The organism is Thermobacillus composti KWC4 (genome assembly GCF_000227705.2).
In the GTDB taxonomy this organism is placed as follows: domain Bacteria; phylum Bacillota; class Bacilli; order Paenibacillales; family Paenibacillaceae; genus Thermobacillus; species Thermobacillus xylanilyticus.
In genome coordinates this window covers 3,442,549-3,464,330 of the sequence record NC_019897.1, presented here as the reverse complement: position 1 = coordinate 3,464,330, position 21,782 = coordinate 3,442,549, and the positions used below count along the sequence as shown (strand labels likewise).

16 protein-coding genes are annotated in these 21,782 nt (G+C 63.2%); 12 read left to right on the top strand and 4 right to left on the bottom strand.

Annotated features, from left to right (window positions below):
* Positions 1 to 23: 23 nt before the first annotated feature.
* Both THECO_RS15940 and THECO_RS15935 read right to left on the bottom strand, forming a co-directional pair.
* A complete protein-coding gene (locus THECO_RS15940) occupies positions 24 to 284 on the bottom strand; it encodes a PspC domain-containing protein (protein WP_015256063.1) in 261 nt (86 codons plus the stop codon).
* Positions 285 to 578: 294 nt separating this feature from the next.
* The gene (locus tag THECO_RS15935) at positions 579 to 2,480 is read right to left on the bottom strand and encodes an LTA synthase family protein (protein ID WP_015256062.1); all 1,902 of its coding nucleotides are present in this window, start codon (positions 2,478 to 2,480) and stop codon (positions 579 to 581) included.
* Between the two features lie 109 nt (positions 2,481 to 2,589).
* On the opposite strand from THECO_RS15935, the gene THECO_RS15930 reads away from it, so the two are divergent.
* The 7 genes from THECO_RS15930 to THECO_RS21260 all read left to right on the top strand — a co-directional run bounded on the left by THECO_RS15930 (position 2,590) and on the right by THECO_RS21260 (position 11,414).
* Entirely contained in the window at positions 2,590 to 2,862 is a 273-nt protein-coding gene (locus THECO_RS15930; RefSeq protein ID WP_041853953.1) for a PfkB family carbohydrate kinase, read from the top strand.
* Positions 2,862 to 4,259, top strand: a complete 1,398-nt coding sequence (locus THECO_RS20690) for a PDZ domain-containing protein (RefSeq protein ID WP_015256061.1) — start codon at positions 2,862 to 2,864, stop codon at positions 4,257 to 4,259. Before THECO_RS15930 ends, THECO_RS20690 begins: the two co-directional genes overlap by 1 nt.
* Positions 4,260 to 4,392: 133 nt before the next feature.
* A complete protein-coding gene (locus tag THECO_RS15920) occupies positions 4,393 to 5,649 on the top strand; it encodes an MFS transporter (RefSeq protein WP_015256060.1) in 1,257 nt (418 codons plus the stop codon).
* An 8-nt stretch (positions 5,650 to 5,657) separates the two neighbouring features.
* Positions 5,658 to 7,406, top strand: coding sequence for an ABC transporter ATP-binding protein (locus THECO_RS15915; protein WP_015256059.1), 1,749 nt, complete (start codon positions 5,658 to 5,660; stop codon positions 7,404 to 7,406).
* Positions 7,399 to 9,324 carry an ABC transporter ATP-binding protein gene (locus tag THECO_RS15910; RefSeq protein ID WP_015256058.1) on the top strand — a complete coding sequence of 642 codons (1,926 nt, stop codon included), beginning with the start codon at positions 7,399 to 7,401 and terminating at the stop codon, positions 9,322 to 9,324. The genes THECO_RS15915 and THECO_RS15910 overlap by 8 nt, the downstream gene beginning before the upstream one ends.
* Positions 9,325 to 9,522: 198 nt before the next feature.
* Positions 9,523 to 9,795, top strand: coding sequence for a hypothetical protein (locus THECO_RS15905; RefSeq protein WP_015256057.1), 273 nt, complete (start codon positions 9,523 to 9,525; stop codon positions 9,793 to 9,795).
* A gap of 1,148 nt (positions 9,796 to 10,943) precedes the next feature.
* Positions 10,944 to 11,414, top strand: coding sequence for an HD-GYP domain-containing protein (locus tag THECO_RS21260; protein ID WP_157373596.1), 471 nt, complete (start codon positions 10,944 to 10,946; stop codon positions 11,412 to 11,414).
* Positions 11,415 to 11,705: 291 nt separating this feature from the next.
* Here THECO_RS21260 and THECO_RS15890 read toward each other — a convergent pair whose 3' ends face one another.
* Positions 11,706 to 12,644 carry an aldo/keto reductase gene (locus tag THECO_RS15890; protein ID WP_015256055.1) on the bottom strand — a complete coding sequence of 313 codons (939 nt, stop codon included), beginning with the start codon at positions 12,642 to 12,644 and terminating at the stop codon, positions 11,706 to 11,708.
* Between the two features lie 233 nt (positions 12,645 to 12,877).
* Here THECO_RS15890 and THECO_RS15885 point away from each other — a divergent pair, with 233 nt between their 5' ends.
* From THECO_RS15885 to THECO_RS15865, 5 genes are all read left to right on the top strand, one after another.
* Positions 12,878 to 13,837: an ABC transporter permease gene (locus THECO_RS15885; protein WP_041854570.1), complete on the top strand. Its 960-nt coding sequence runs from the start codon at positions 12,878 to 12,880 to the stop codon at positions 13,835 to 13,837.
* A 28-nt stretch (positions 13,838 to 13,865) separates the two neighbouring features.
* Positions 13,866 to 14,753, top strand: coding sequence for a carbohydrate ABC transporter permease (locus THECO_RS15880; protein ID WP_015256053.1), 888 nt, complete (start codon positions 13,866 to 13,868; stop codon positions 14,751 to 14,753).
* A gap of 72 nt (positions 14,754 to 14,825) precedes the next feature.
* Complete coding sequence (locus tag THECO_RS15875; RefSeq protein WP_041854569.1) at positions 14,826 to 16,538, top strand: extracellular solute-binding protein; 1,713 nt, start codon at positions 14,826 to 14,828, stop codon at positions 16,536 to 16,538.
* Between the two features lie 185 nt (positions 16,539 to 16,723).
* Complete coding sequence (locus tag THECO_RS15870) at positions 16,724 to 18,604, top strand: sensor histidine kinase (RefSeq protein WP_015256051.1); 1,881 nt, start codon at positions 16,724 to 16,726, stop codon at positions 18,602 to 18,604.
* Position 18,605: 1 nt separating this feature from the next.
* A complete protein-coding gene (locus THECO_RS15865) occupies positions 18,606 to 20,189 on the top strand; it encodes a response regulator (RefSeq protein WP_015256050.1) in 1,584 nt (527 codons plus the stop codon).
* A 57-nt stretch (positions 20,190 to 20,246) separates the two neighbouring features.
* On the opposite strand, the gene THECO_RS15860 is transcribed toward THECO_RS15865, so the two are convergent.
* The gene (locus THECO_RS15860; protein WP_015256049.1) at positions 20,247 to 21,764 is read right to left on the bottom strand and encodes a copper amine oxidase N-terminal domain-containing protein; all 1,518 of its coding nucleotides are present in this window, start codon (positions 21,762 to 21,764) and stop codon (positions 20,247 to 20,249) included.
* Between the last annotated feature and the right edge of the window lie 18 nt (positions 21,765 to 21,782).

Genomic DNA, 21,782 nt, shown 5'->3' with positions numbered 1-21,782 from the left:
TTTGTGCTCCTTTCGCAAATCGGTTATGGATGGGAAAATGGGCGGACCAGCGTCCGCCAGCGATACCGGTGGTCGAGGTACGGATCAAAGTGGTGCATGCGCGGCTCGGACGGGACGACCAGACTGCACAGAATATAGATCAGCACCATGGTGCCGAAACTGCACACCGCCGAAATGACGGCTATGAGGCGGACGATCGTCGAATCGATGCCCAGCCACGCCGCGATGCCGCCGCACAGACCGGTCAGCTTGTGGTCCGTCCTGGATCGATAAAGTTTCCGCATGAGCGTATCTCCTTTCCTGAGCGGGCCGGCGCCCGATGCGCCGATCCTTCGGTCGCCTGAATGATCCCTTGTTGATCTTATTGTAGCGTTCGGCGAAAGATGACCGTAACGGTCCCGCGGCGGTTTTCGGGTCTGGACCGGGGTCGGGGTTTTGCCCCACCCGAGGGTGGAATGGCGAAAGGCGGGCGCCTGAGCGAAGGGGATGGATGGGGATGGCGGGAAAAGGGATCAGCGGAACGCAACCCAAGCAAAAAAAAGGCCGCCCGATCCGTCGGGCAGCCTCTTGACTCAACGTCAGCTCGATTGCCGCCCGCCTTCCTTCGGCCTTTCAGGCAGCTGCGAAATGTAACTGTGCGACATGCGGAACAGGTCGAGCGCGCGCCGGTACTCGTCCTCGGTCACAAGCGGCGCGCCGTCCGCTCCGACGCTGTCCGCGCCGCCCGGTTTGCCGCCGTCCAGCGGATACACCGTGCCGTCCCCGAACCCTTCGCCGGGCACGAAGATGGCATGGTCATTGATGAACGATCCCGTGGGCAGATAATAGCGGATCGGCAGCAGGTTGCTGCGGTAATTGAGCAGATCCTGGCCGAAGACGACACTGCCGTCGAGCCGGACGCCGGCCAGGTTCGCGACGGTCGGCATGATGTCGGTGTGGCCGCCGACGGCCTCGATCGTCTGCGGTTCGAGCGCGCCCGGCGCGACGATCAGAAGCGGCACGCGCAGCATGTCGTAATAGCCGTACGTTCTGCCGAGCAGCTCTTTCAGCAGCGACCGGTCTTCCTTCGTCAGCGAGTAGACGGGCATGCCCATATGGTCGCCGTAAATGACGATCAGACTGTTCTCCCACAGTCCCGCCGCTTTCATTTCCTCTATGAACAGGCCGAGCGCCTTGTCCGCATAGTGCTGCGAGCGCAGATAGTCACCGACGAACGTGCCGCGGAACCGCTCGGGCAGATCGAACGTGTCCTTGTGGGCGGGCAGATTGAACGGATGATGCGCGGACATCGAGATGAGATTCGCATACACCTTCTGCCCTTCGTCCGCCAGAGCCTTGAGTTCGGCGACGCTCTTCCGGTACAGCACCTCGTCGGAAGAGCCGAAGTGGACAAAGTCTTCATCCCGGAAGAACTGCTGGTCGTAGTACCGGTCGAAGCCGAGTGCGGGGTACAACGCATCGCGATGCCAGAACTTCACGTCATTCGTGTGGAACGTGACCGTCTCGTATCCCCGCGCATGCAGCAGCTTCGGGAGGCTCGGCAGCGCCTTGCGGCCGTATGTCTCGGAAGCGGCGCCGGCCGGCGGCGTCAGCAGGGATGTGTTCGCCGTATACTCGGCATCGGATGTGTTGCCCGCGCCGACCTGCTGGAAGAACCGGGGGAAATAGACCCCTTCCTCCTTGAGCCGGTTGAGGACCGGCGTGACTTCGACGCCGTCCACTTTCAGGTCGAGCAGGATCGTCTGGAACGCTTCGAGCTGGATGAAAATCACATGCCGCCCGCCCGCTGCACTCCAGTACGCCGGTACGCCCGTCTGCGGAAGCCGCTTCACTTCCCGCACGGCGGCCGGCGTGACGACGGAGGGTTCATGCAGCGCTTCGCGCCTCGACGTCAGCATGATGTCGACCTCATAGTTGATGATGCCCATCCGCTCGGCCCGCGCAAGCTCGTTCACGATGCCCCGGTTCGGCACGACCTGCAGGGCGCAGATGACGAACATGACGAGGAACAGGACGGCCGCTCCCATGCGGTACGCGCGGCTCGGCCGCGGCCGCGACGCCCAGCGCCGGAATCCGCGGTGCCTTGCGGCGAGCAGCGCAATGACGACGAGATCGGCGAAGATGAGCAGGAAGTAGGGATGCATCAGTTGAAAAACGCTTCCCTTCACTTCCTTGACTTGTCCGATCTGCGAAAAGGCGTGGTAGGTGACGATGATGCCGAAATATTTGTAATACATGATGACGGCGAAATAGACGCAGGTATAAATGAGATCGACGATCGCATAGGCGAGTGTCTTGCGTTTGTCCGTCAGCAGCTCGATCAGCGCGAAAGCCGCCCATACCGAAGGCAGCGAGGTGATCAGCGGGTTCCAGACGGAACCGTCGAAGACGACGCTTGATGCCATGTAGAACTTGATGGTCAGCAGTACCGTGAACACCGCGAACGGACTGCGCAGCGCCTCACGTACGCGCTCATTCATTTCATGATCCCCCTATCTCTTCACCATAACATCATAGCGCAACGCGGGCGGCCAAGAGAAGTCCGTGATACAATAGAGGCGAGAATCTGCGGAAACGGAGCGATCTGGCATGGAGAAACAGGACGCTGCCCCGGCCGTTGCCGTTGTCGGAAGCCTGAACATGGATGTCGTCGTGTCGGCGGACCGGATGCCGAAGCCCGTCGTCGACACGACGGGTGCCGGAGACGCGGCGGGCGCCGCGTTCGCCTGTGCGCTTGCGGCCGGACGGCCGCTGGATGCGTGCTGCGCGTTCGCCGTGCGCGCGGCGTCGCGTTCCGTCATGACATTCGGCGCCCAGGCGGGGATGCCGCGGCTCGCCGAACTCGGGACGGACGCGCCGTGATGCGGAGCCGCGGGAAGGCGCGGCCCGGCCGGGCGGAGCGGCTGCATGCGGCGGGCATGGCGGCGGCGCTCGTGCTCTGCGTCCTCGGGCAGCTCGTGTGGCTGCCCGACCCCTTGCCGCTGCCCGGCGGCATGCGCTGGATCGAAGCGCTCGACGCGCTCGTGTACGCGCTCGCGCTGCCGCCGGCGCTCTGGGCGGCGGCAGCGGCCTTCCGCCTTGCGGAAGGGCTCGCGGACGGCGTTCATGCGCGGGCGCTGATTCCGCCCGCGGCAGCCGCCGTCCTCGGCGCGGCCGCCTGCGCGGCCGTCTTCTTGATCAGCCTGGAACCGGCGCGCATGTTCACGGCGCTCGGCGCGCTCGGGCTTTCGTGGCTCGCGGCGCTTACCGACCTGGCGTGCGCCGAGCGGCGTCGGCGGGGCCGCCGCGTGCCGGCGCGCACGCTGCGCGCCTTCGGGGTCATGCTTGCCCTGCTGGCCTTGCTGTTCTGGCCGACGGGCGAGATCGTGACCACCCCCGGCCTGACGTTCGACGTCAGCCGGTACGCCCGCGCCGCGGACGGCGAGCCGAAGGGACGGATCGACGGCGTGCTCGTCATCGGCCGGCCGGCCTTTCTCGCCGACCGGCTGTACGCGAAGCTTTTCCCCCACTACGAATTCGAGCCGATCGAGGGTCTCGGCATGCCGCTCGCCGAATACGACGAGCTCGTCCGCAGCCTGAAGCTCGATGCGGAAGCCGCGGGCGCCGCCATCGCCGGGGAGCGGGCGGGCCGCGGCGAAGGCATCCGCATGCGGGGCGCGCGCATCACCGCCGTGCTGAAGGACAGCCCGGCCGCGGGCGCGCTGCATGCGGGCGACATCATCACGGCGGTGAACGGCCGCGCCGTCCAGTCCATCGCCGAGCTGACCGAGGCGATGCGGCAGATTGCGCCGGGCGAGCCGGCCGGGCTCACCGTGCTGCGGGGCGGGACCGAGACGGTCGTCACGGCGGCGACGCGGCCGGCGGAAGACGAGCCGGAGCGGGCGGTGTTCGGCATCATCGTCGAGAACGCGCTCGACCCGGATGTGCCGGACGGCATCGCCTACCGGCGGTATTTCATGCACGAGGGCGGCCCGTCGCACGGGGCGATGCTGGCGCTCGCGCTGCTTGACCAATGGACGCCGGGCGGCGTCACCGGGGGACTGCACGTCGCGGGCACCGGCACGATCGGCCCGGGCGGCGTCATCGGTCCGGTCGGCGGCGTCCGGCAGAAGGCGTACGCGGTCAGCCGGACGGGCGCGGACGTCTTCTTCGTGCCGGCGGGACAGGAGGAAGAGGCGCGCCGGGGTGCGCCGGACCTGACCATCGTGCCGGTCGAGACGCTGGATGACGTGCTCAATTGGCTGAAAAGCGGCGGATAATGCGGGATAACGGGCCGGTATGACGCGAGGACGCGCCAGAGCCGGCCTTGTTCCGTTTGCTTTCACGGCGGGGGGGTCTACAATAGGGGGCAAGCGGCATTACCGGACAATGGCACCGGAAGGGGAAAGCAGCATGGGCTTATGGTCCCGGATGAAGGCGCTTGCGCGGGCGGGAAGCACCATCGATCCGAGCCGGCGCCTGTCAGCCGAAGCGGTCCTGACGATCGGCATTCACAGCTTGTTCCAGTTCGGCGCTTCGATGGCGGGCCTGTTCCTGAACCTGTATCTGTGGCGTCTGACCGAGGATCTTGCCGTCAACGGCATCTACAACATCATCGTGTTCCTGCTGACCCCCGTCGGCTTTCTGGCCGGAGCCTGGCTCGCGAAGCGGACCGACCGGCTCGTCACGTACCGGATCGGCATCGTGCTGACGGCGGTGTTCTACCTGCTGGTCATCCTCGCCGGCACGGCCGTGGTCAAGTACTACGTATGGTTCGGATTGTTCAACGGCTTCGCTTCCGGCATGTACTGGACGGCCTATCTCGTCCTGATGTACGACGTGTCCACCGGCGCGAACCGGATCCGGTTCCTCGGGCTCAACACGACTTTCTTCAATCTGGCGGGGCTGGCCGGTCCGGCGGTCGCCGGCACGATCATCGGGATTATGGAAGGGCTTACGGGCTACCTGGTCACGTTCTCGCTGTCGCTCGTCCTGTTCGTCGCCGCGGCGCTGATCAGCCTGCGCATCCGGCCGTCCGGCCTGCGCCACAAGGCGTTCTACATGAATCTCGTGCCGCTGGCGCTGCGCCGGCAGCCTGACTGGCTGAAGGCGCTACTCGCGTTCTTCCTGTGGGGGCTGTTCCAGGGCATCACGCTGTTTTTGCCGAACATCATGCTGTACAACACGGTCGGGCGGGAGGATTGGGTCGGCTATTTGACGATCTTTTTCTCCGGGCTCGTCATCCTGTCCAGCTTCATCATCTCGCGCTTCGCCCGCGAGAATCTCGGAAAGTTGTACGTCCTGCTTTCGTCGGTCGGCGTCACCCTGGGCGCCGCTTTCTTGTTCATCGATTTCACGTTCTGGACCGTCGCCGTATTCATGATCCTGTTCTCGCTCAGCAATCCGCTGATGCACAATACCTTGTCGAACTATTACTATCGCCAAATCGCGCTGCTGCCGCTGAAAGGCCAGCTTCGCAACGAAGCCGTCGTCATGCGGGAGACGTTCCTGAACGCCGGCCGCGTCCTGTCCATCGTGGCGCTGCTCGCGTTCGCGGGCGACCTCGAGTCCGCGCAGCTGCCGGTCGTCCTGTTCGGAGCGGCGTTCACGCAGACGCTGATTTTCTTCCTTGTCGAAAAGCCGGAGCGGCAGCCGGCAGAAAGCAGGTGAGCATCCGGTTGGGTAAACCTGGGCTAATCATCGCGCAGATCCGAAAGTATTGGTTCTACTATTTGCTGGCGGCGCTCTCCATCACGCTGGCGAACATGGTCCATGCGCTGTATCCGGCCGTGCTCGGCGACTTCGCCGATCAGGTGGAAGCGGCCGGCCTGACCGCCGAAGCGGTGCGCCGCAGCAGCCTGGAGCTGCTCGCGATCGGCGCCGGCTACTGCGTCCTGTTCGGCGTCGGCCAGTACATCAACCATCGGCTCGGCCGCTATTTCGAGTTTGCGACGCGCCAGAAGCTGTTCCGGCATTTCACGGGCTTAAGCGAAGCCTGGTTCTCGAAGAACGGCATCGGAAAACTGCTCAGCTACGTGATGAACGACGTGACGACGGTGCGGGAGTCGATCGCCAACGGCCTCAACCAGTTGACGAACGCCGTCGTGCTGCTGTGTTCCTCCGTAACCATCATGCTGCTGAGCGGCATTCCGCTGCATGTGCTGGCCGTCAGCATCCTGCCGCTCGGCGCCATTCCGTTCCTCGTCGTCTGGTTCGGCCCGCGCATCCGCAATCAGTCGCTCAAGGTGCAGGAATCGCTGGCGGCGATGACCGAATCGGCGGAGGAGCAGTTCGGCGGCATCAAGGTGACGAAGACGTTCGCCGCGGAAGACGTCGCGCGGTCGCGGTTCGGGGAGACAGTCGACCGGATCCGCGAGAACCAGTACAAGCTCGTGAGGCTCAGCGGCAAGTTCCAGGCGTCGCTGCCGCTGGCCGGCGCCATGGCGCTCGTGGTGGCGATGACCTGGGGCGGCGTGCTCGTGCTGCAGGGCAGGCTGTCGCTCGGCCATTTCGTCGAGCTGACGCTGTATCTGCGCATGATCGCGAACCCGCTGCAGCAGATCGGCAACGTGATCAACATGGTGCAGCGCGCCCGCGCCTCGCTCGAGCGGCTGAACCGGCTGCTCGCGATCCGGCCGGACATCGCCGACGCGGAAGGCGCCCGGCCGCTGCCGAAGAACGCCGCGGCCATCGAGATCCGCGGCCTGACCTTCACCTATCCGGGCGCCGGTCGGCCGGCGCTGTCGGACATTACGCTGGACATCAAGCCGGGGATGACGGTCGGCATCGTCGGCCGGACCGGCAGCGGCAAGACGACGCTCGTCAAGCTGCTGCTGCGCGTCTACGACCCGCCGCGCGGGAGCGTGTTCATCGCCGGGCAGGACATCCGCGAGGCGACGCTCGAGAGTCTGCGCACCGTCATCGGATACGTGCCGCAGGACGGCTTCCTGTTCAGCACGACGATCGCGGACAACATCGCGTTCCACAACCGCGCCGAATCGCGGGAGCGGATCGAGGACGCGGCGCGGCTGGCGGACATTTACGACAATATTGCAGGGTTCCCGGACGGCTTCGACACGAAGCTCGGGGAGCGGGGCCTCACGCTGTCCGGCGGCCAGCGGCAGCGGACCAGCCTCGCCCGCGGGCTGATCAAGGAGGCGCCGATCCTCATTCTGGACGACAGCGTCAGCGCGGTCGACACCGTGACCGAATCGCGCATCCTGCATAACTTGCGGAAGACCCGCCGCGGCAAGACGACGCTGATGATCGCCCACCGGATCAGCGCGGTCATGCATGCGGACCTGATCGTCGTCATGGACGGCGGACGGATCGTCGAGCGGGGGACGCACCGCGAGCTGATGCGTATGGGCGGCCATTACGCGGCGATGGCCCGGCTGCAGGGAGAGGAGGCGGTCGTCCATGGCTGACGAGAAACGCCGAAATCCGGTGCAGGCCGAAAGCACGCGGCCCGGCGGGCCGGCGGCGCGACCGGGCGGCGATCGGCGATCCGACGGACCGGCTGCGAGGGCGCGGCCAGACGGCGCGCGTCAGTCCGGCGAGCCGCCGCAGCCGACGCTGCACCGCCGGCGGGCGATCCGGGCGCTGCTCGACTACGCGCGGCCGCACCGCCGGAAGTTCCTGCTCGGCTTCCTGTGCACGTTCCTGGCGATCGCGGCCGATCTGCTGCAGCCGGTCATCGTCAAGACGGCGATCGACGACACGATCCCGCTCGGCTCGTCCGGCATTCCCGTGCTTGCAGGGCTCGGGGCGGCGTACGGACTGCTCGCGGTTGTCGGATTCGTTTTCTCCTATCTGCAGAGCAATCTGCTCCAGCGGGCGGGGCAGGCAATCGTCGCGCAGCTGCGCAAAGACCTGTTCCGCCACATCACGAACCAGTCGATGTCGTTCTTCGACCGGCACCCGATCGGCAGCCTGGTGACGAACGAATCGAGCGACACGGAGACGATCAACCAGTTTTTCACCCAGGTGCTGCTCAGCCTCGTCCGGGACGGCCTGATGATCCTCATGATCATCGGCTTCATGTTCTGGCTGGACGCCGAGCTGGCGGTCTGGGCGCTGATCCTGATCCCGTTCATCGGGGCCATCGCACTGCTGTTCCGCCGCATGCTGCGCAGCGCGTATCACCGCTCGCGGGCGCAGCTGTCGCGGCTGATCGCGTTCACCGCGGAGAACCTGTCCGGCATGAGCCTGATCCAGGCGTTCCATCAGGAGGAGGAGCAGAACCGGCGGTTCACCGAATCGAACCGGACCTATCTTCGGGAAAATCTGCGCGAAGTGCGCGCAACGATCCTGTTCAACCGCTCCTTCGACCTGCTCGGCAACGCCGCGGTGGCGGCGGCCGTCTGGCTCGGCGGCTACGCCGTGCTGCACCAGAAGTTCGAATTCGGGGTGCTCTACGCGTTCATCACGTACATCCGGCAGTTCTTCCAGCCGATCAACGCGCTGACCCAGCAATGGAACACGCTGCAGTCGACGATGGTGTCGATGGAGCGGCTGTGGCGGATTTTCTCCGTCGAGCCCGAGGTGCGCGATCCCGCACCGGAGACGGCGGCCAAGCTCGACAGGGAGGACGTGCGCGGCCGAATCGATTTCAACCGGATCCGGTTCTCGTACGTCGACGGCCAGGAGGTGCTGCACGGCCTCGACCTGCATATCCGGCCCGGCGAGTTCATCGGCATCGTCGGCGTGACCGGAGCGGGCAAAAGTTCGCTCGTCAGCCTGCTCGCCCGTTTCTATGACGTGAATCAGGGGAGCGTGGAGATCGACGGCGTCGACATCCGGCGCCTGCCGCTCGATACCTTGCACCGGATCGTCGGGCTCGTGCAGCAGGAACCGTTCCTCTATTCGGGGACGATCGTCGACAACGTCCGCCTGTTCCGGGAAGAGATCAGCCGGGAGCGGGTGATCGAGGCGTGCCGGTTCGTCGGAGCGGACGAGATGATCATGCGGCTTGCGGACGGCTATGATACGCGGCTGTCGGAGCGGGGAAGCGGTCTGTCCGCCGGCGAGCGGCAGCTGATTTCGTTCGCGCGCGTCATTGTTTTTCAGCCGAAAATCCTCATCCTCGACGAAGCGACCGCCAATCTGGACTCGCATACGGAACGGCTCGTGCAGCAGGCGCTGGACCGCGTCGCGCAGGGACGGACGACGCTGGTCATCGCGCACCGGCTGTCGACGATCCGGCACGCGGACCGCATCATTGTCATGCGCGCCGGGCGCATCGTCGAGGAAGGCAACCACGAGTCGCTGCTCGCCAAGAAAGGGTATTATGCCGAGCTGTACCGCCATTCCCGGCAGCAGGCGCAGACCGCCACGGTCGGGTGAGCCGGCAAACAACATATTGTGATGAAGGGATCATGGTTCCGGTGGGAGATAAAAAGAAGAAAAAATTGCTCGTGATCTGCGTAACGGGGATTGTGCTGCTGATTCTTCTGCTCCTCGGTTATCCCGCTGCAATATTGGAAGTCATCAGCAGGCATTATCAATTGTACGGTTCCTATATTATCCTGCAAACTCACGAACGTGTTGTATTATCCCGGGCTGCAGCAGCTGGCTTTCGGCTATATCTTCCGCGATGACGAGCAGGAGAAGTATGAAATCGCGCTGCTTGATGCCGATGGAGAGAACGTACCGGGCCGGCTGCTGGTTTCCGGCAGCGAGCGGTTCTATGCCCGGGGTCTGCAAAAACTCAACTTTTTGCCGGAAGAACCGCTCGCGCAGCAAGCAGCGTACACGATCTTGATCAAGGATGAACATGGCGAACGCATCGGCGCTTTGGATTTTTATTATGAATGATCGCGATCGCCGCCCGCCTCCGCTGACGGAGGACGGGCGGCGATTTCTTGTGCGTTGTGAGATTGAACATTTATCAGCGCGCCGGAAGCGATTATACTGAAAGTAATTGACAATAACTTGGAAATATTTCCTTGTTGATCGGCAGGGGAGGGGTTCCATGCGCACGAAACTGTGGTCCTGGCTTGCGCCGGGCCTGCTGATCGGCATTTCGCTCGGCGCCTTCTTCGCGATTGACAAACTTTCGCACCCGCATGCGAAGCTGGAGCACCCGGTCGGCCACTTCTACATCGTAGCCATCGTATCGCTGCTGGCGATGCTGGTGTCGATAGCCGTCGGGGTGGCCGGAATCAAGCTTCGCAACGTGAATATTACCTTCCTGTCCATCGGGTTTATTTCCCTGGCGGGATTGTTCATGCTGCACGGCCTGTCGACGCCGGGGTTCGTCGTGTCCGAAGGCCGTGCATTGCCCGCCCTGGCGGGAAGTCTCAGCGTCGTCATCGCCTCGGCTTGGGTGTTCCTGTCGGCGCTGCCGACCGACCTGGCCGTCGTGCGCTGGCTGTCGCGCCTGCAGCGCGCGCTCTTGCCGGCATGGAGCGCCGTCCTCGCGCTCGGCATCCTGCTGGCCGTCGCGAATGCCGGGCGCATGGAACGGCTGTTGTCCCATCCCGCCGCGCCTCACTGGGTGCCCTGCGCGCTTACGGCGGCGTTCTGCCTGTTCGCCATGTACCGTTACCGCAAGCTGTATGTCATGACCCGCTTTCCGATTCATCTCGGCATCGTCTGCAGCTCCGGCCTGCTGATCGTCTCGATCATGATCATGGTGTACGGAACCGTGTGGGAAGCAAGCTGGTGGCTGTACCATTTCACCCTGTTCGGGTCGGTGCTCATCATGGTCGGGGGCGTCGTGGTGCAATATATCGGGCAGCCGTCCGTCGCGGGATTGTTCAAGACGCTGTTCCGACCCGATCCCCGCGGCCTGATCGAATCGTCCATTTCGCCGAGCGTCCGGTCGCTCATCGCGCAGACCGAGAACAAGGACGCCTACACGGCGGGGCACAACTACCGGGTGGCGATGTACGCGCTGCGGCTCGCCGAGCATATGGGCGTGCAGCCGCGGATGGCTGCGGGCGCTGGCGCAGGGCGGCATCGTGCACGATGTCGGCAAGCTGTTCATTCCCGACGAAGTGCTGAACAAGCCCGGCAAGCTGACGCCGGAGGAGCGGGCGGTCATCGAGCTGCATCCCGTCTACGGGTACAATCTGTGCAAGCAGCTCGGCTTCATGTCCGAGGAGCTGGAGATCATCCGCTCGCACCATGAACGGTGGGACGGAACCGGCTACCCGGACCGGCTGAAGGGCGAAGCGATTCCGATGCTGGCGCGGATCGCCGCGGTGGCGGACGTCTATGACGCGCTGACTTCCTCGCGCGCCTATCGGGCCGCGATGAGCCATGAAGATGCGATGAGGATCATCGTGAAGGAGAGCGGCAGACAGTTCGATCCAAGGTGTGTGGACGCCTGGGTGGCGCTGGCCGAGGATGATCCGGAATTTTTCCGCGCCATGCGCGGCAAGGCTGCCGCTGTCAAAGCCGCGGCCGTCCCGGCTGCGGGGGCGACGTGAGCGGCGAGCGCGGATAAGCGAAGAAATTTCTTCTATTTTGCCGGATTTGGCTGCGAGGGGCGGAATAGGCGAAATCAATTCGTTTATTTCTTCGAAATCGACCGAAATTGGATGAAATCAGAAAAATAAGCGAAGAGATTTCCGCTATTCCGGAGAAAATTCCCGGATTCCCCGAAATAGAAGAAAAATCTTCGCTTATTGCTCGCCGGACGCGGCCTGCAAGCATGTATGCTGCCCGCTTGCAGCAAGCCGCCGCTCCCGTCCAACCTTATGTGGCAACCGACCGCCAAGTCACCGCTCCTCCGCGGCCAGATCGAGCCAGTCCAGCTCTTCCCGCGTCAGCTTGATGTCCATGCCCTCGCGGCAGGAGCGCAGCTCCTCCGCGTTGCGGGCACCGATCAGGGCGCAGGTCGGGAACGGCTGGTTCAGTACCCAGGCCAGCGCGATCTGCACGACCGACGCGCCTTTCTCGCGCGCGAGCTGCTCCGCCCGGCGCAGCCGCTCCCAGTTCGCGTCGCTGTAGAACACCCGGACGATGTCCGGATCATCCTTCACATCGGGCGAGAATCGGCCCGAGAAGAAGCCGCGCGCGAGCGACGACCAGGACAGGAGCGGCATCTGCGCTTCCTCATGCCACCGGAGCGTCTCCCGATCGGCCGAAACGCAGCCGGGCCAGAACGGCTCGTTCGCCTTGGCCAGGCTGAGGTTGGGGCTGCTGAACGCGAACCCGACGAGTCCGTGCGCCTCCGCCCAGGCGTTGGCTTCCCGAAGCCGCTGCCACGTCCAGTTGGAGCCGCCGATCGCCCCGATCCGGCCCGCTTCGATATGCTCGTTGAGCGCTTCGATGATTTCCCCGACCGGCACGTTCGGATCGTCCCGGTGCAAGGCGTACAATTCCACATGATCGGTCCTGAGCTTCTCCAGGCTGGTGAGCAGATCTTCCCGGATCGCTTCCCGGTTGACCCGGGGGCCGCGCTCATCGTGATGCGCGCCTTTCGTCAGGATGACGAAGCGGTCCCGCGCCTTCCGCTCCTCCATGTACCGCCCGAGCACTTCCTCGCTCTCGCCGCCGCAGTAGATGCGCGCGGTATCGACCGTGTTGCCGCCGATCGCCAGGAATGCGTCGAGATTGGCGGCCGCCGTCTCGTAATCGCTGTGCCGGAAATAGTCGGTTCCCTTGATCAGCCGCGAAACCGGCTTCTCCACTCCCGCGATGCGAATTGTCTCCATTGGCGCATGCTCCTCCCGTATTCCGCATGGAAATGATGTCCTTGTTGTGATTATAGTGGATCGGACGAACGGAAGATACCGTCATAATCCGACCTATAATCTTGCAACCCGTTTGAAAAAAAGCGACCTTATCTCCCGCAGCCCGCCGCTTTAAAATGGTTGTACGGCCCCGCCCGGCGAAATGCCGACACCCGGCGGGCGCGGCCGCACTCGGGAGGGATTCACGATTGGACATGGAGCTTGAGGCTAACCTTCAGCGAGCATCCTTGACGCGCCGGCAGCAATTCGTCAAGCTGCTGCGCAAGCTGGCCGCCCAGCGGTATTTGCAGCTCATGGCGCTGGCCGGAGCGGCGTGGATGTTCATCTTCAACTACATCCCGATGTACGGCATCATCATCGCGTTCAAGGATTACGACATCATCCGTTCGATCGCCGAATCGCCGTGGGTCGGCCTGGAACATTTCCGGGACGTGCTCGAGGATGACGAGCTGCCGCGCGTGCTCCGCAACACGCTCGGCATCAGCCTGATCCGGCTGGCGGTCGGCTTCCCGCTGCCGATCCTGTTCGCGCTCCTGCTGAACGAGCTTCGTTCGCTCAGGCTCAAGAAAGCGGTGCAGACGATCTCCTATCTGCCGCACTTCCTGTCCTGGGTGATCCTCGGCGGCATCCTGGCGACATGGCTGGCGGATGTGGGACTCATCAACAAGCTGCTGATGGCGCTCGGCATTCTGGACGAGCCGATCTACTTCCTCGCCGAGCCGTCCTGGTTCTGGACGATCGTCATCACCTCGGACATCTGGAAGGAGCTCGGCTGGTCGGCGATCATCTACCTGGCCGCGATCACGGGCGTATCGCCGGAACTGTACGAAGCGGCAACCATCGACGGCGCGAACCGGTTCCAGAAAATGCGCTACGTCACCATTCCCGGCATCAGCGGCACGATCACCATCCTGTTCATTCTCGCCGTCAGCGGCGTGCTGAACTCGAACTTCGACCAGATTCTCGTCCTGCGCAACTCGCTGAACGAGAGCGCCAGCAACGTGATCGACGTGTATGTGTACCATGTCGGGCTGCAGTCGGGCCGGTATTCGTACGCGACGGCGTTCGGCCTGCTGAAATCGATCGTCGCCCTGATCCTGCTGCTTACCGCCAACAGCGTGACGAAGCGGATCAACGGCACCGGACTGTTCTGACATCCGAGAGGAAAGAAGGTGTGTCCCCATGCTTACCCGGAAACAACTGTCAACGGGCGACAAGATCTTCGACGCGGCGAACGTCATCGGCATGCTCGTCCTCTGCTTCGTGACGCTCTACCCGATCTGGTACGTGCTCGTCAATTCGCTGAATGACGGACAGGATGCCATGCGGGGCGGCATCTACTGGCTGCCGCGCAAGTTCAGCCTCGACAACTATGAAGCTGTTTTCGCCAATGCGGGCATCATGACCGCGATGGGGGTCACGGCCGCGAAGACGGTGATCGGCGTCGTCTGCCACGTGTTCTTCACGGCGATGGTCGCCTACGCCTTCTCGCGCCGGGAGCTGATCGGGCGAAAATTTTACATGATGATGGGCACGGTGACGCTGTTTTTCGGCGGCGGGCTCATTCCGACGTTCCTGCTCATCCGCGATCTCGGCCTGCTTGACAAGTTCGCCGTGTACATTATTCCGTCGCTGTTCAGCTTCTTCGATCTGATCATCTTCCTCGCCTTCTTCCGGGAAATCCCGGACGGGCTGGAGGAAGCGGCACGGATCGACGGCGCGAACGACCTGGCGATCTTCGTCCGGATCATCATTCCGGTGTCGATGCCGGTCGTGGCGACGATCGCGCTGTTCCACGGCGTCTGGCAATGGAACGACTACTTCACCGGGATGATCTATATCAACAATCCGGATCTGCAGCCGATCCAGACGTTCCTGTACCGGGTCGTCGCGCAGAGCAGCTCGAACCAGATCGTCGCCAGCGTCGGGCCGGGCATCAACCGGACCGTCACGAGCCAGTCGATCAAGCTTGCGACGATGGTCGTGACGACGCTGCCGATCGTGTTCGTCTATCCGTTCCTGCAGAAATACTTCGTGAAGGGCCTCATGATCGGTTCGATCAAAGGGTGACACGGGTTTCCGGACCTGGAAACAGGCTTCATGCCATAAACGACGACACAAGAAAGAGGGGTAATGCGCTTCATGCGGAAACAGAGCACGAGATTCATGGCCATGACGCTCGTCCTGGCGCTCATCCTGACGCTCGCCGCCGCGTGTTCCGGCGGAGGCAAGAGCACGAACGCCGGTGACAACGGAGGCGGCACGGCGAACAACAGCACTTCGCAGAACCAGAATACGGGCGGAGATTCCGGCGGCGGCGACGCGAAGCCGTCAGGAGACGAGCCGGGCTGGAAGTCGAATACCGACCCGATCACATTCGACTGGTACATCAACTTCGCCTGGTTCCCGAGCAAATGGGGCGAAGATCCGACGTCCCAATACGTCACGCGGAAGACGGGCGTGGACATCAACTTCATCGTCCCGGCCGGCAACGAGAACGAGAAGCTGAACGCGATGATCGCGTCCGGCAAGCTGCCCGACTTCATCACGCTCGGCTGGTATGAAGACGGCGTGAAGCGGATGATCGAAGGCGGTCTCGTCCTGCCGCTGAACAAGCTGGCCGAAGAGTACGACCCGTACTTCTTCAAGGTCGCCGACCCGGCGAAACTGTCGTGGTACACGCAGCCGGACGGCAACGTGTACGGCTATCCGAACGCGTCGTCGTCGCCGAAGGACTACGAGCTGTACGGCGAGCATTATACGTCGAACCAGACGTTCGTCGTGCGCAAGGACATGTACGAAGCGCTCGGCAAGCCGGACATGCGGACGCCGGAAGGATTCCTCGACGCACTGAGAAGGGCGAAGGAAATGTTCCCGGAAGTGAACGGGCAGCCGCTGATCCCGATCGGGCTGCACGAGTTCGGCGAAACCGGCAACTACTCGCTGCAGGACTATCTGCAGAACTTCCTCGCGATTCCGTATGAGAAGGACGGCAAGCTGTATGACCGGCAGACCGATCCGGAATATGTGCGCTGGCTGAAAGTGTTCCGCCAGGCGAACGAGGAAGGATTGCTCGCGAAGGACATCTTCATCGACAAGCGTCCGCAGATGGAGGAGAAGATCGCCCAGGGCCGCTACTTCGCGATGCTGTATCAGCGTTCGGACTTCACGGCGCAGCAGAACGTGCTGTACGCGAACGATCCGAACTCGGTGTACATCGCCATCGACGGTCCGGCGAACGCGAACCTCGATCCGCCGACACTGGCGGGCCCGTCGATCTCCGGCTGGACGCTGACACTCATCTCGAAGGACGTAAAAGACAAGGAGCGCGCCATCCAGTTCCTCACCTACCTGATCAGCGAGGAAGGGCAGAAGGACCTGTATCTCGGCGAGAAGGGCGTCTCCTATGACACGATCGACGGCAAGGACCAGTTCCTGCCCGAGGCGCTCGAGCTGCTCCAGACCGACCGCTCGGCCTTCGACAAGCAGTACGGCTCTTCCTTCACGTTCTGGATGCTGATGGACACGAACATGAATCTGCAGTGGGCGCCGCCTTCGGTCGAGCCGTTCAAGCAGATGGAAGACTGGACGAAGGGCAAGACGTACAGCTTCTCGCAGTTCGATCTGCTCGATCCGCCGGCCAACTCCGAGGAAGGCATCGCGAAGACGAAGATCGACCAGGAGTTCGGCAAGGCGCTGCCGAAGCTGCTGCTCGCGAAGAGCGAAGCCGAGTTCGACAAGATCTGGAACGATTATCTCGCCGAGCGCGACAAGGCCGGCTGGGAGAAGCTCCAGGCCTACCGTCAGATGAAATACGAAGAGAATGTCAAGAAGCTGGCCGAGTTCCTCGAGTGACGAATCCGGCCGCTTGAAGCCCGCCGATGCCGCCCTTAACGGGGCGGCTATCGGCGGCTTGCCGCTTTTTGCCGGAAGCCCGGAGGCGGGCTCAAGACTTGGCGCCCGGAACGGTCTATAATGGTGCATACAACGGTTGCGGCTTGTCCGGCGGGCAGGCAAGACGGGGACGAGGTGGGCTCACGATGAGACGGCGGCTTGGCAGATGGTTTCGTGAAATCGCATACAAAATGGAGCAATGGCCGATCCAGCAGCGGCTCATCATGACGTACATCGTCATCCTGCTCATTCCGAGCCTTCTCATCTCCTGGCTGCTGTTCCGCGACATGTCCGCGGATTACATCGACAAGGTGCGGCGGGAGAACGAATCCGCCATGGAACTGGAGCGCGCGAACGTCGAGAGCAACATGGAGACGATGCTGCGGGCGGCGGAACTGACGTACACGTACAAGGACGTGGAGGACTATCTCCGCCTCATCCGCGAGCCGGAGACGCTGGAACTGATGGACATCCGGGACAGCCTCGTCTCGATCGTGACGCATCTGCAGAACACGAACCCGAAGATCCGGCATATCCGCATTTTCTCGGACAACGAGAACGTGCGGGAACTGTATCCGGTATTCTGGCACGAATCGCGAATCTCCGGGGAGCCCTGGTTCGAGACCGTGAACGATCTGGACGGCCAGATCTGGTGGCAGGTGTCGCCGAACGACGACGAGCTCGTGCGGCGCGGCGCGTCGGACGACAAGGTGCAGCTTCCGAAGATGATGCTGCTCCGGGAGATTGAATACATTTCCGGCGTCCACGCGGGTGTGCTCGAAGTCGATATGCGGCTGTACAATTTTTTTCCGTCGATCTATACCCGCTACGAAGGGCGGCAGGCGCAGATGGCGGCGGTCGACCGGGACGGGAATCTCTATTATAACCGTGACAATCCGTGGCTGGCCGAGGCGGGCGTGACGGAGGAGCAGCTGAAGGAGCTGGCGGCGGCGGCCGGCACCGACCGCATCCGGAGCGTGCCGTTTCAGGCTGACGGCAGGCCGATGCTGGCGGTGACCGCTTATTTCGATCAGCTCGACCTGCACCTGATCAACGTCGTCTCGCTCGAGCAGGCGCTGCGCGACATGAACGAAGCGCGGAACAAGCTGATTACGGCGATCGTTTTCCTGCTCGTCGTCCTGTCGACGGTCACGTATTTCTCGGTGAAGCTCATTCTGAAGCGGCTGATCATTCTGCGCGATTCGATGAAAAAGGTGCGGCAGGGCGATTTCGCGTTCGACATTCCGGTGCGGGGCGGAGGCGAGGTCGGCGAACTGGCGCATCATTTTCGCAAGATGCTGAAGAAGATCAACGAGCTGATTGCCGATGCCGTCCAGAAGCAGGCGGCGTCGAAGGAAGCGGAACTGCGGACGCTGAAGAACCAGATCGATTCGCATTTTCTGTACAATACGCTGGAAAACATCAAGATGCTGGCGGAAATTGAAGGCCAGTATGAAATCTCCGACGCGCTGACTTCGCTGGGGGGGCTTATGCGCTACAATCTGCGCTGGACGAGCGAATACGCGCAGCTCAGCGACGAGCTGGCGCATGTGGCCAACTACATCGCGATCATGAACATCCGGTTCGAGCGGAAAATCCGGCTGATCACCGACATTCCGGAGCGCTTCCTGGGCTCTGAAATGCTGAAGCTGACGCTGCAGCCGATCGTGGAGAACGCGGTGAAGCACGGGCTTGCGGACGGCGGCGGGCGCGGCCTCGAGATCCGGATCGCGTGCCGGGCGGAACAGGGCAAGCTCGCGCTGATCGTGGAGGACGACGGCCGGGGCATGACGCCGGAGCAGACCGCGGCGCTGAACGGCAAGCTGGAGCGAAGCGGCGCGCCCATGCCGGCGGACAGACCGGCGAGGGAAGAGGCAGGCAGCGGCATCGGCCTGCTCAATGTCCAGCAGCGCATCCGGCTCTATTACGGGCCGGAATGCGGGCTGGCCGTGGAAAGCGAAGCCGGCCGGTACACGCGCGTCACCATGCGGCTGCCGCTGCGGACTGAGAATGGAGGGGCGGAATGATATGCGGACATTGCTCATCGTCGACGATGAACGGAATATCCGGCTGGGCCTGAAAGCGATGATCGACCGCGAATGCGCCGACCGGTACGAGACGCTGACGGCGGAAAGCGGCAGGGAGGCGCTCGACATCATCCGGTCGCGGAAGACGGACATTCTGATTACCGACATCCGGATGCCGGAGATGGACGGTTTCGCCCTGATCCGCGAGGCGGCGGAAGCGGGGCATCGGCCGGCCGTCATCATCCTGAGCGGGTATGACGATTTCGCCTACGCGCGAGAAGCGATCCAGTACGGCGTGAAGGAGTATCTGCTGAAGCCGATCGTGCGCGAGGAGCTGTACCGGGCGCTGGACCGTGTCGAGGAAGCGCTGCACCGGGCCGAACAGACGGAAGAGTTGCGGCAGCAGGCCGAGCGGTACCGGACGGATATGGCGGCCAGCGTGTTCGCCTACCTGCTCGTCGGCGATCCGGCGGACGAAGCGGTCGTCATGCAGCGGGCGGAGGCGGCCGGTCTGACGGAGCTGCTTGCGCCGGACTACGCCGTCGGCGTGATCAAGACCGCCGGCGACCCGCTCGGGCGGGCGAAAGCCGAGGATTGGCTGAAGCAGCGGGCGGCGGAAGGGATGCGGGCGATCTGGACCGTCGACCGGGACGGGCTGCTCGTCTTCGCATCCCCCGATCCCGGCCTGGCGGAGATGCTGGCCGGGGAGCTCGCGCGCATCTGCGAGCCGCCGGTCTATGTCGGCCTCAGCGAGCGTGAGGATTCCGCGGCGCGGCTGCCGGAGCGGTACCGGCAGGCGAAGCGGGCGCTCAAGCGGAGCCTCGTCATGCCGCCCGTCCGTTCGGCGGTGCTGACGGCCAGTCCCGCTTGCGGAGCCATCGCGGCGGACGTGCCGATGGACGAGGTGCGCAAGCTCGCGAACATGCTCGGCACCGGCCGCGACCAGGAGATGGCCGCGCTCGCCGGCCGCCTGTTCGAGCTGCCGGAATCGCCGGACGGCGGCGTCGCCTACATCGAGGCGCTCAGCCGGGCGCTGAACGAGCAGGTGTTCGACCAGGTGTTCCGCACGTTCGGCGAGGAATCGGTGGAGGTGCTGAAGCTGCATCGGCGCGTCGGCAGCCTCGACCATTACGCGTCGCTTGCGGACTACCGGCGCGACGTCGAGGAACTGCTGCTCCTGCTGTCGGACTATATCCGCTCGCTCCGGTCGGCGCACGCCGAGCACAAGGAAATGCGCGCCGCCGTCGCCTATATCCGGGAGAACTATTGGAAAGACCTGAACATGGCCATGGCGGCGAACCACGTGTCGCTCAACTATGCGTATTTCGGCCAGCTGTTCAAGGAATATACGGGGGAAAGCTTCGTGTCGTACCTGCGCAGGGTGCGCATCGAGAAGGCGAAGGAACTGCTCGTCCATACGGACGCGAAGGTGTACGAGATCGCCGAGCGCGTCGGCTTCGACAATGTGAAGCATTTCAACCGCGTGTTCAAGGAACACGAGGGCATTACGGCGCTGGAATACCGCCAGCGTCACGCGGTTTTCGCGCCGGATGCGGCGGGCGAGGGGAGCGCGGGACGCATGTAGGCAGAGAAAGTCCGGAAGACCCGCACGCGTTGCGGAGTCGTCCGGACTTTCTCGTGTTCACCTTTGCCCCGGCGCTTTCAACACGACTTCGAACTCGCGGTCGCCGAGGTCCGTCCGGGACGCTTCCCAGCCGAAGGCCGCCGCGGTTTCGGCGAGCGGCACGAAGGTTGTGCCGCCGATGAGCTGCGCGGGATCGGTCAGTTCGATCGTCTCGCCGTCCGCCAGCGCCGTCGTCTCGCCGACCGTCAGCTCGAAAGTCCGGTCTCCGGCGGTCAGCCGGAGGTGCTTCGTCTCCCGCTCCCACTCGAGCTCTGCCCCGAACAGCTCCGCCAGCCCTTTCGCCGGCACGCGCAGGTTTCCGCCGTTCCCGATCATCAAGGTGCCCAGCGAGATCGGGGTGAGCCCGCCGCCGTCGTCCAGGAAGACCCGGACGCGGAACAGCCGGTCGTCGTCCGACACCGCGGCTTCGTCCACCTGCCGGTCCAGCTCCTCGACGAAATCGCGAACGTTGTCCGCCGTGACGAGATACTTCGGATCCCGCCGTCCGATCGCCTGCGCGATCCAGGTGTTGATATCCTGATGGTGGTGCGACATGTCCTTGTAATAGTCGAGATGGAACGACCAGTCTGCTTCCGTCTGGAAATCGTACACTTCGACGTTCGGGAAGCGGCTGAACTGCTCGTACATCCATTCCTTCATGAAAAGCTGATACTCGTACCGCTCGGGATTCGTCTCCCGCCAGACGACATGGCGAAGAATGCTGTACGGCGGGTAATAGATCAGAAACTTCACGTCCGAATGCGCTTCGATAAGCGAGAGCACGTACTTGTTGAAGTTCCCCTGCACCACTTCCAGCGGATCTTCCTCGTTGACCTTGGCGGCAATCGCTTCTTCCGTCAGCGCCTTCCGGTAATGCCTGATCGTCACGTCTTCCCCGAACTTGACCGAGAAGTTCCAGTTGTACAGCCCTTCAAGCCCCTGCACATGGCCGGTCCGGTATTGGCGGACAAGCCCCTTGATGAGGCGTTCATAGTGCGTGTAGTTGAACCAATACTTGTAGTCGTTCAGGAAATTGCGGTCGTAGAGATAGTACGGAAACGCGTTCTGCCCCTCGTTGATATTCGTTTTGAGCGCGAAATAGTCGAGACCCCACAGCACCGTTTTCACTTGCCCCGTCTCGAGAGCGAGCTTGGCCACCATGTATTGTTCGTCGACATATGAACCGCGTAACGACAGCTTCATCGTCTTGCCGCCGATCGCTTCTTCGACCTTGCTCGGGAAGAAGTTCTCGGTCATCGACGAGCCGATGATGATCGTCTCGTACTCGTAGTTTTTCGCCAGCCCGGCGTTCTGGTAACGTTCCTCCGTCGTGTAGACCGGTTTGTAGAACCACGGCTTGTGATAGAGCTGCAGCGGATCAACGACGCAAGCGAGCAGGATGAACAGCGAGGCAAACAGCATGCAGCCCAGGAAGAACCAGCCGATCGTTCGCTTGTGCACGGCGGAGCGCTTCCGGGTTCGTCTCGCCGCCCGGTGTCTCGGCGGCAGCGGACGCATCGAATCATTCGGTGTCATCACGTATTACGCCGCCTT

Excerpts from the sequence above, each read along its gene's own strand:
- THECO_RS15930 (WP_041853953.1), top strand. The coding sequence starts at position 2,590 with ATGGAGAAACAGGACGCTGCCCCGGCCGTTGCCGTTGTCGGAAGCCTG.
- THECO_RS15935 (WP_015256062.1), bottom strand. The coding sequence starts at position 2,480 with ATGAATGAGCGCGTACGTGAGGCGCTGCGCAGTCCGTTCGCGGTGTTC.
- THECO_RS15890 (WP_015256055.1), bottom strand. The coding sequence starts at position 12,644 with ATGGAGACAATTCGCATCGCGGGAGTGGAGAAGCCGGTTTCGCGGCTG.
- THECO_RS15870 (WP_015256051.1), top strand. The coding sequence starts at position 16,724 with ATGAGACGGCGGCTTGGCAGATGGTTTCGTGAAATCGCATACAAAATG.
- THECO_RS15880 (WP_015256053.1), top strand. The coding sequence starts at position 13,866 with ATGCTTACCCGGAAACAACTGTCAACGGGCGACAAGATCTTCGACGCG.
- THECO_RS15875 (WP_041854569.1), top strand. The coding sequence starts at position 14,826 with ATGCGGAAACAGAGCACGAGATTCATGGCCATGACGCTCGTCCTGGCG.
- THECO_RS15910 (WP_015256058.1), top strand. The coding sequence starts at position 7,399 with ATGGCTGACGAGAAACGCCGAAATCCGGTGCAGGCCGAAAGCACGCGG.
- THECO_RS15940 (WP_015256063.1), bottom strand. The coding sequence starts at position 284 with ATGCGGAAACTTTATCGATCCAGGACGGACCACAAGCTGACCGGTCTG.
- THECO_RS15860 (WP_015256049.1), bottom strand. The coding sequence starts at position 21,764 with ATGACACCGAATGATTCGATGCGTCCGCTGCCGCCGAGACACCGGGCG.
- THECO_RS15885 (WP_041854570.1), top strand. The coding sequence starts at position 12,878 with ATGGAGCTTGAGGCTAACCTTCAGCGAGCATCCTTGACGCGCCGGCAG.
- THECO_RS20690 (WP_015256061.1), top strand. The coding sequence starts at position 2,862 with ATGCGGAGCCGCGGGAAGGCGCGGCCCGGCCGGGCGGAGCGGCTGCAT.
- THECO_RS15920 (WP_015256060.1), top strand. The coding sequence starts at position 4,393 with ATGGGCTTATGGTCCCGGATGAAGGCGCTTGCGCGGGCGGGAAGCACC.
- THECO_RS15865 (WP_015256050.1), top strand. The coding sequence starts at position 18,606 with ATGCGGACATTGCTCATCGTCGACGATGAACGGAATATCCGGCTGGGC.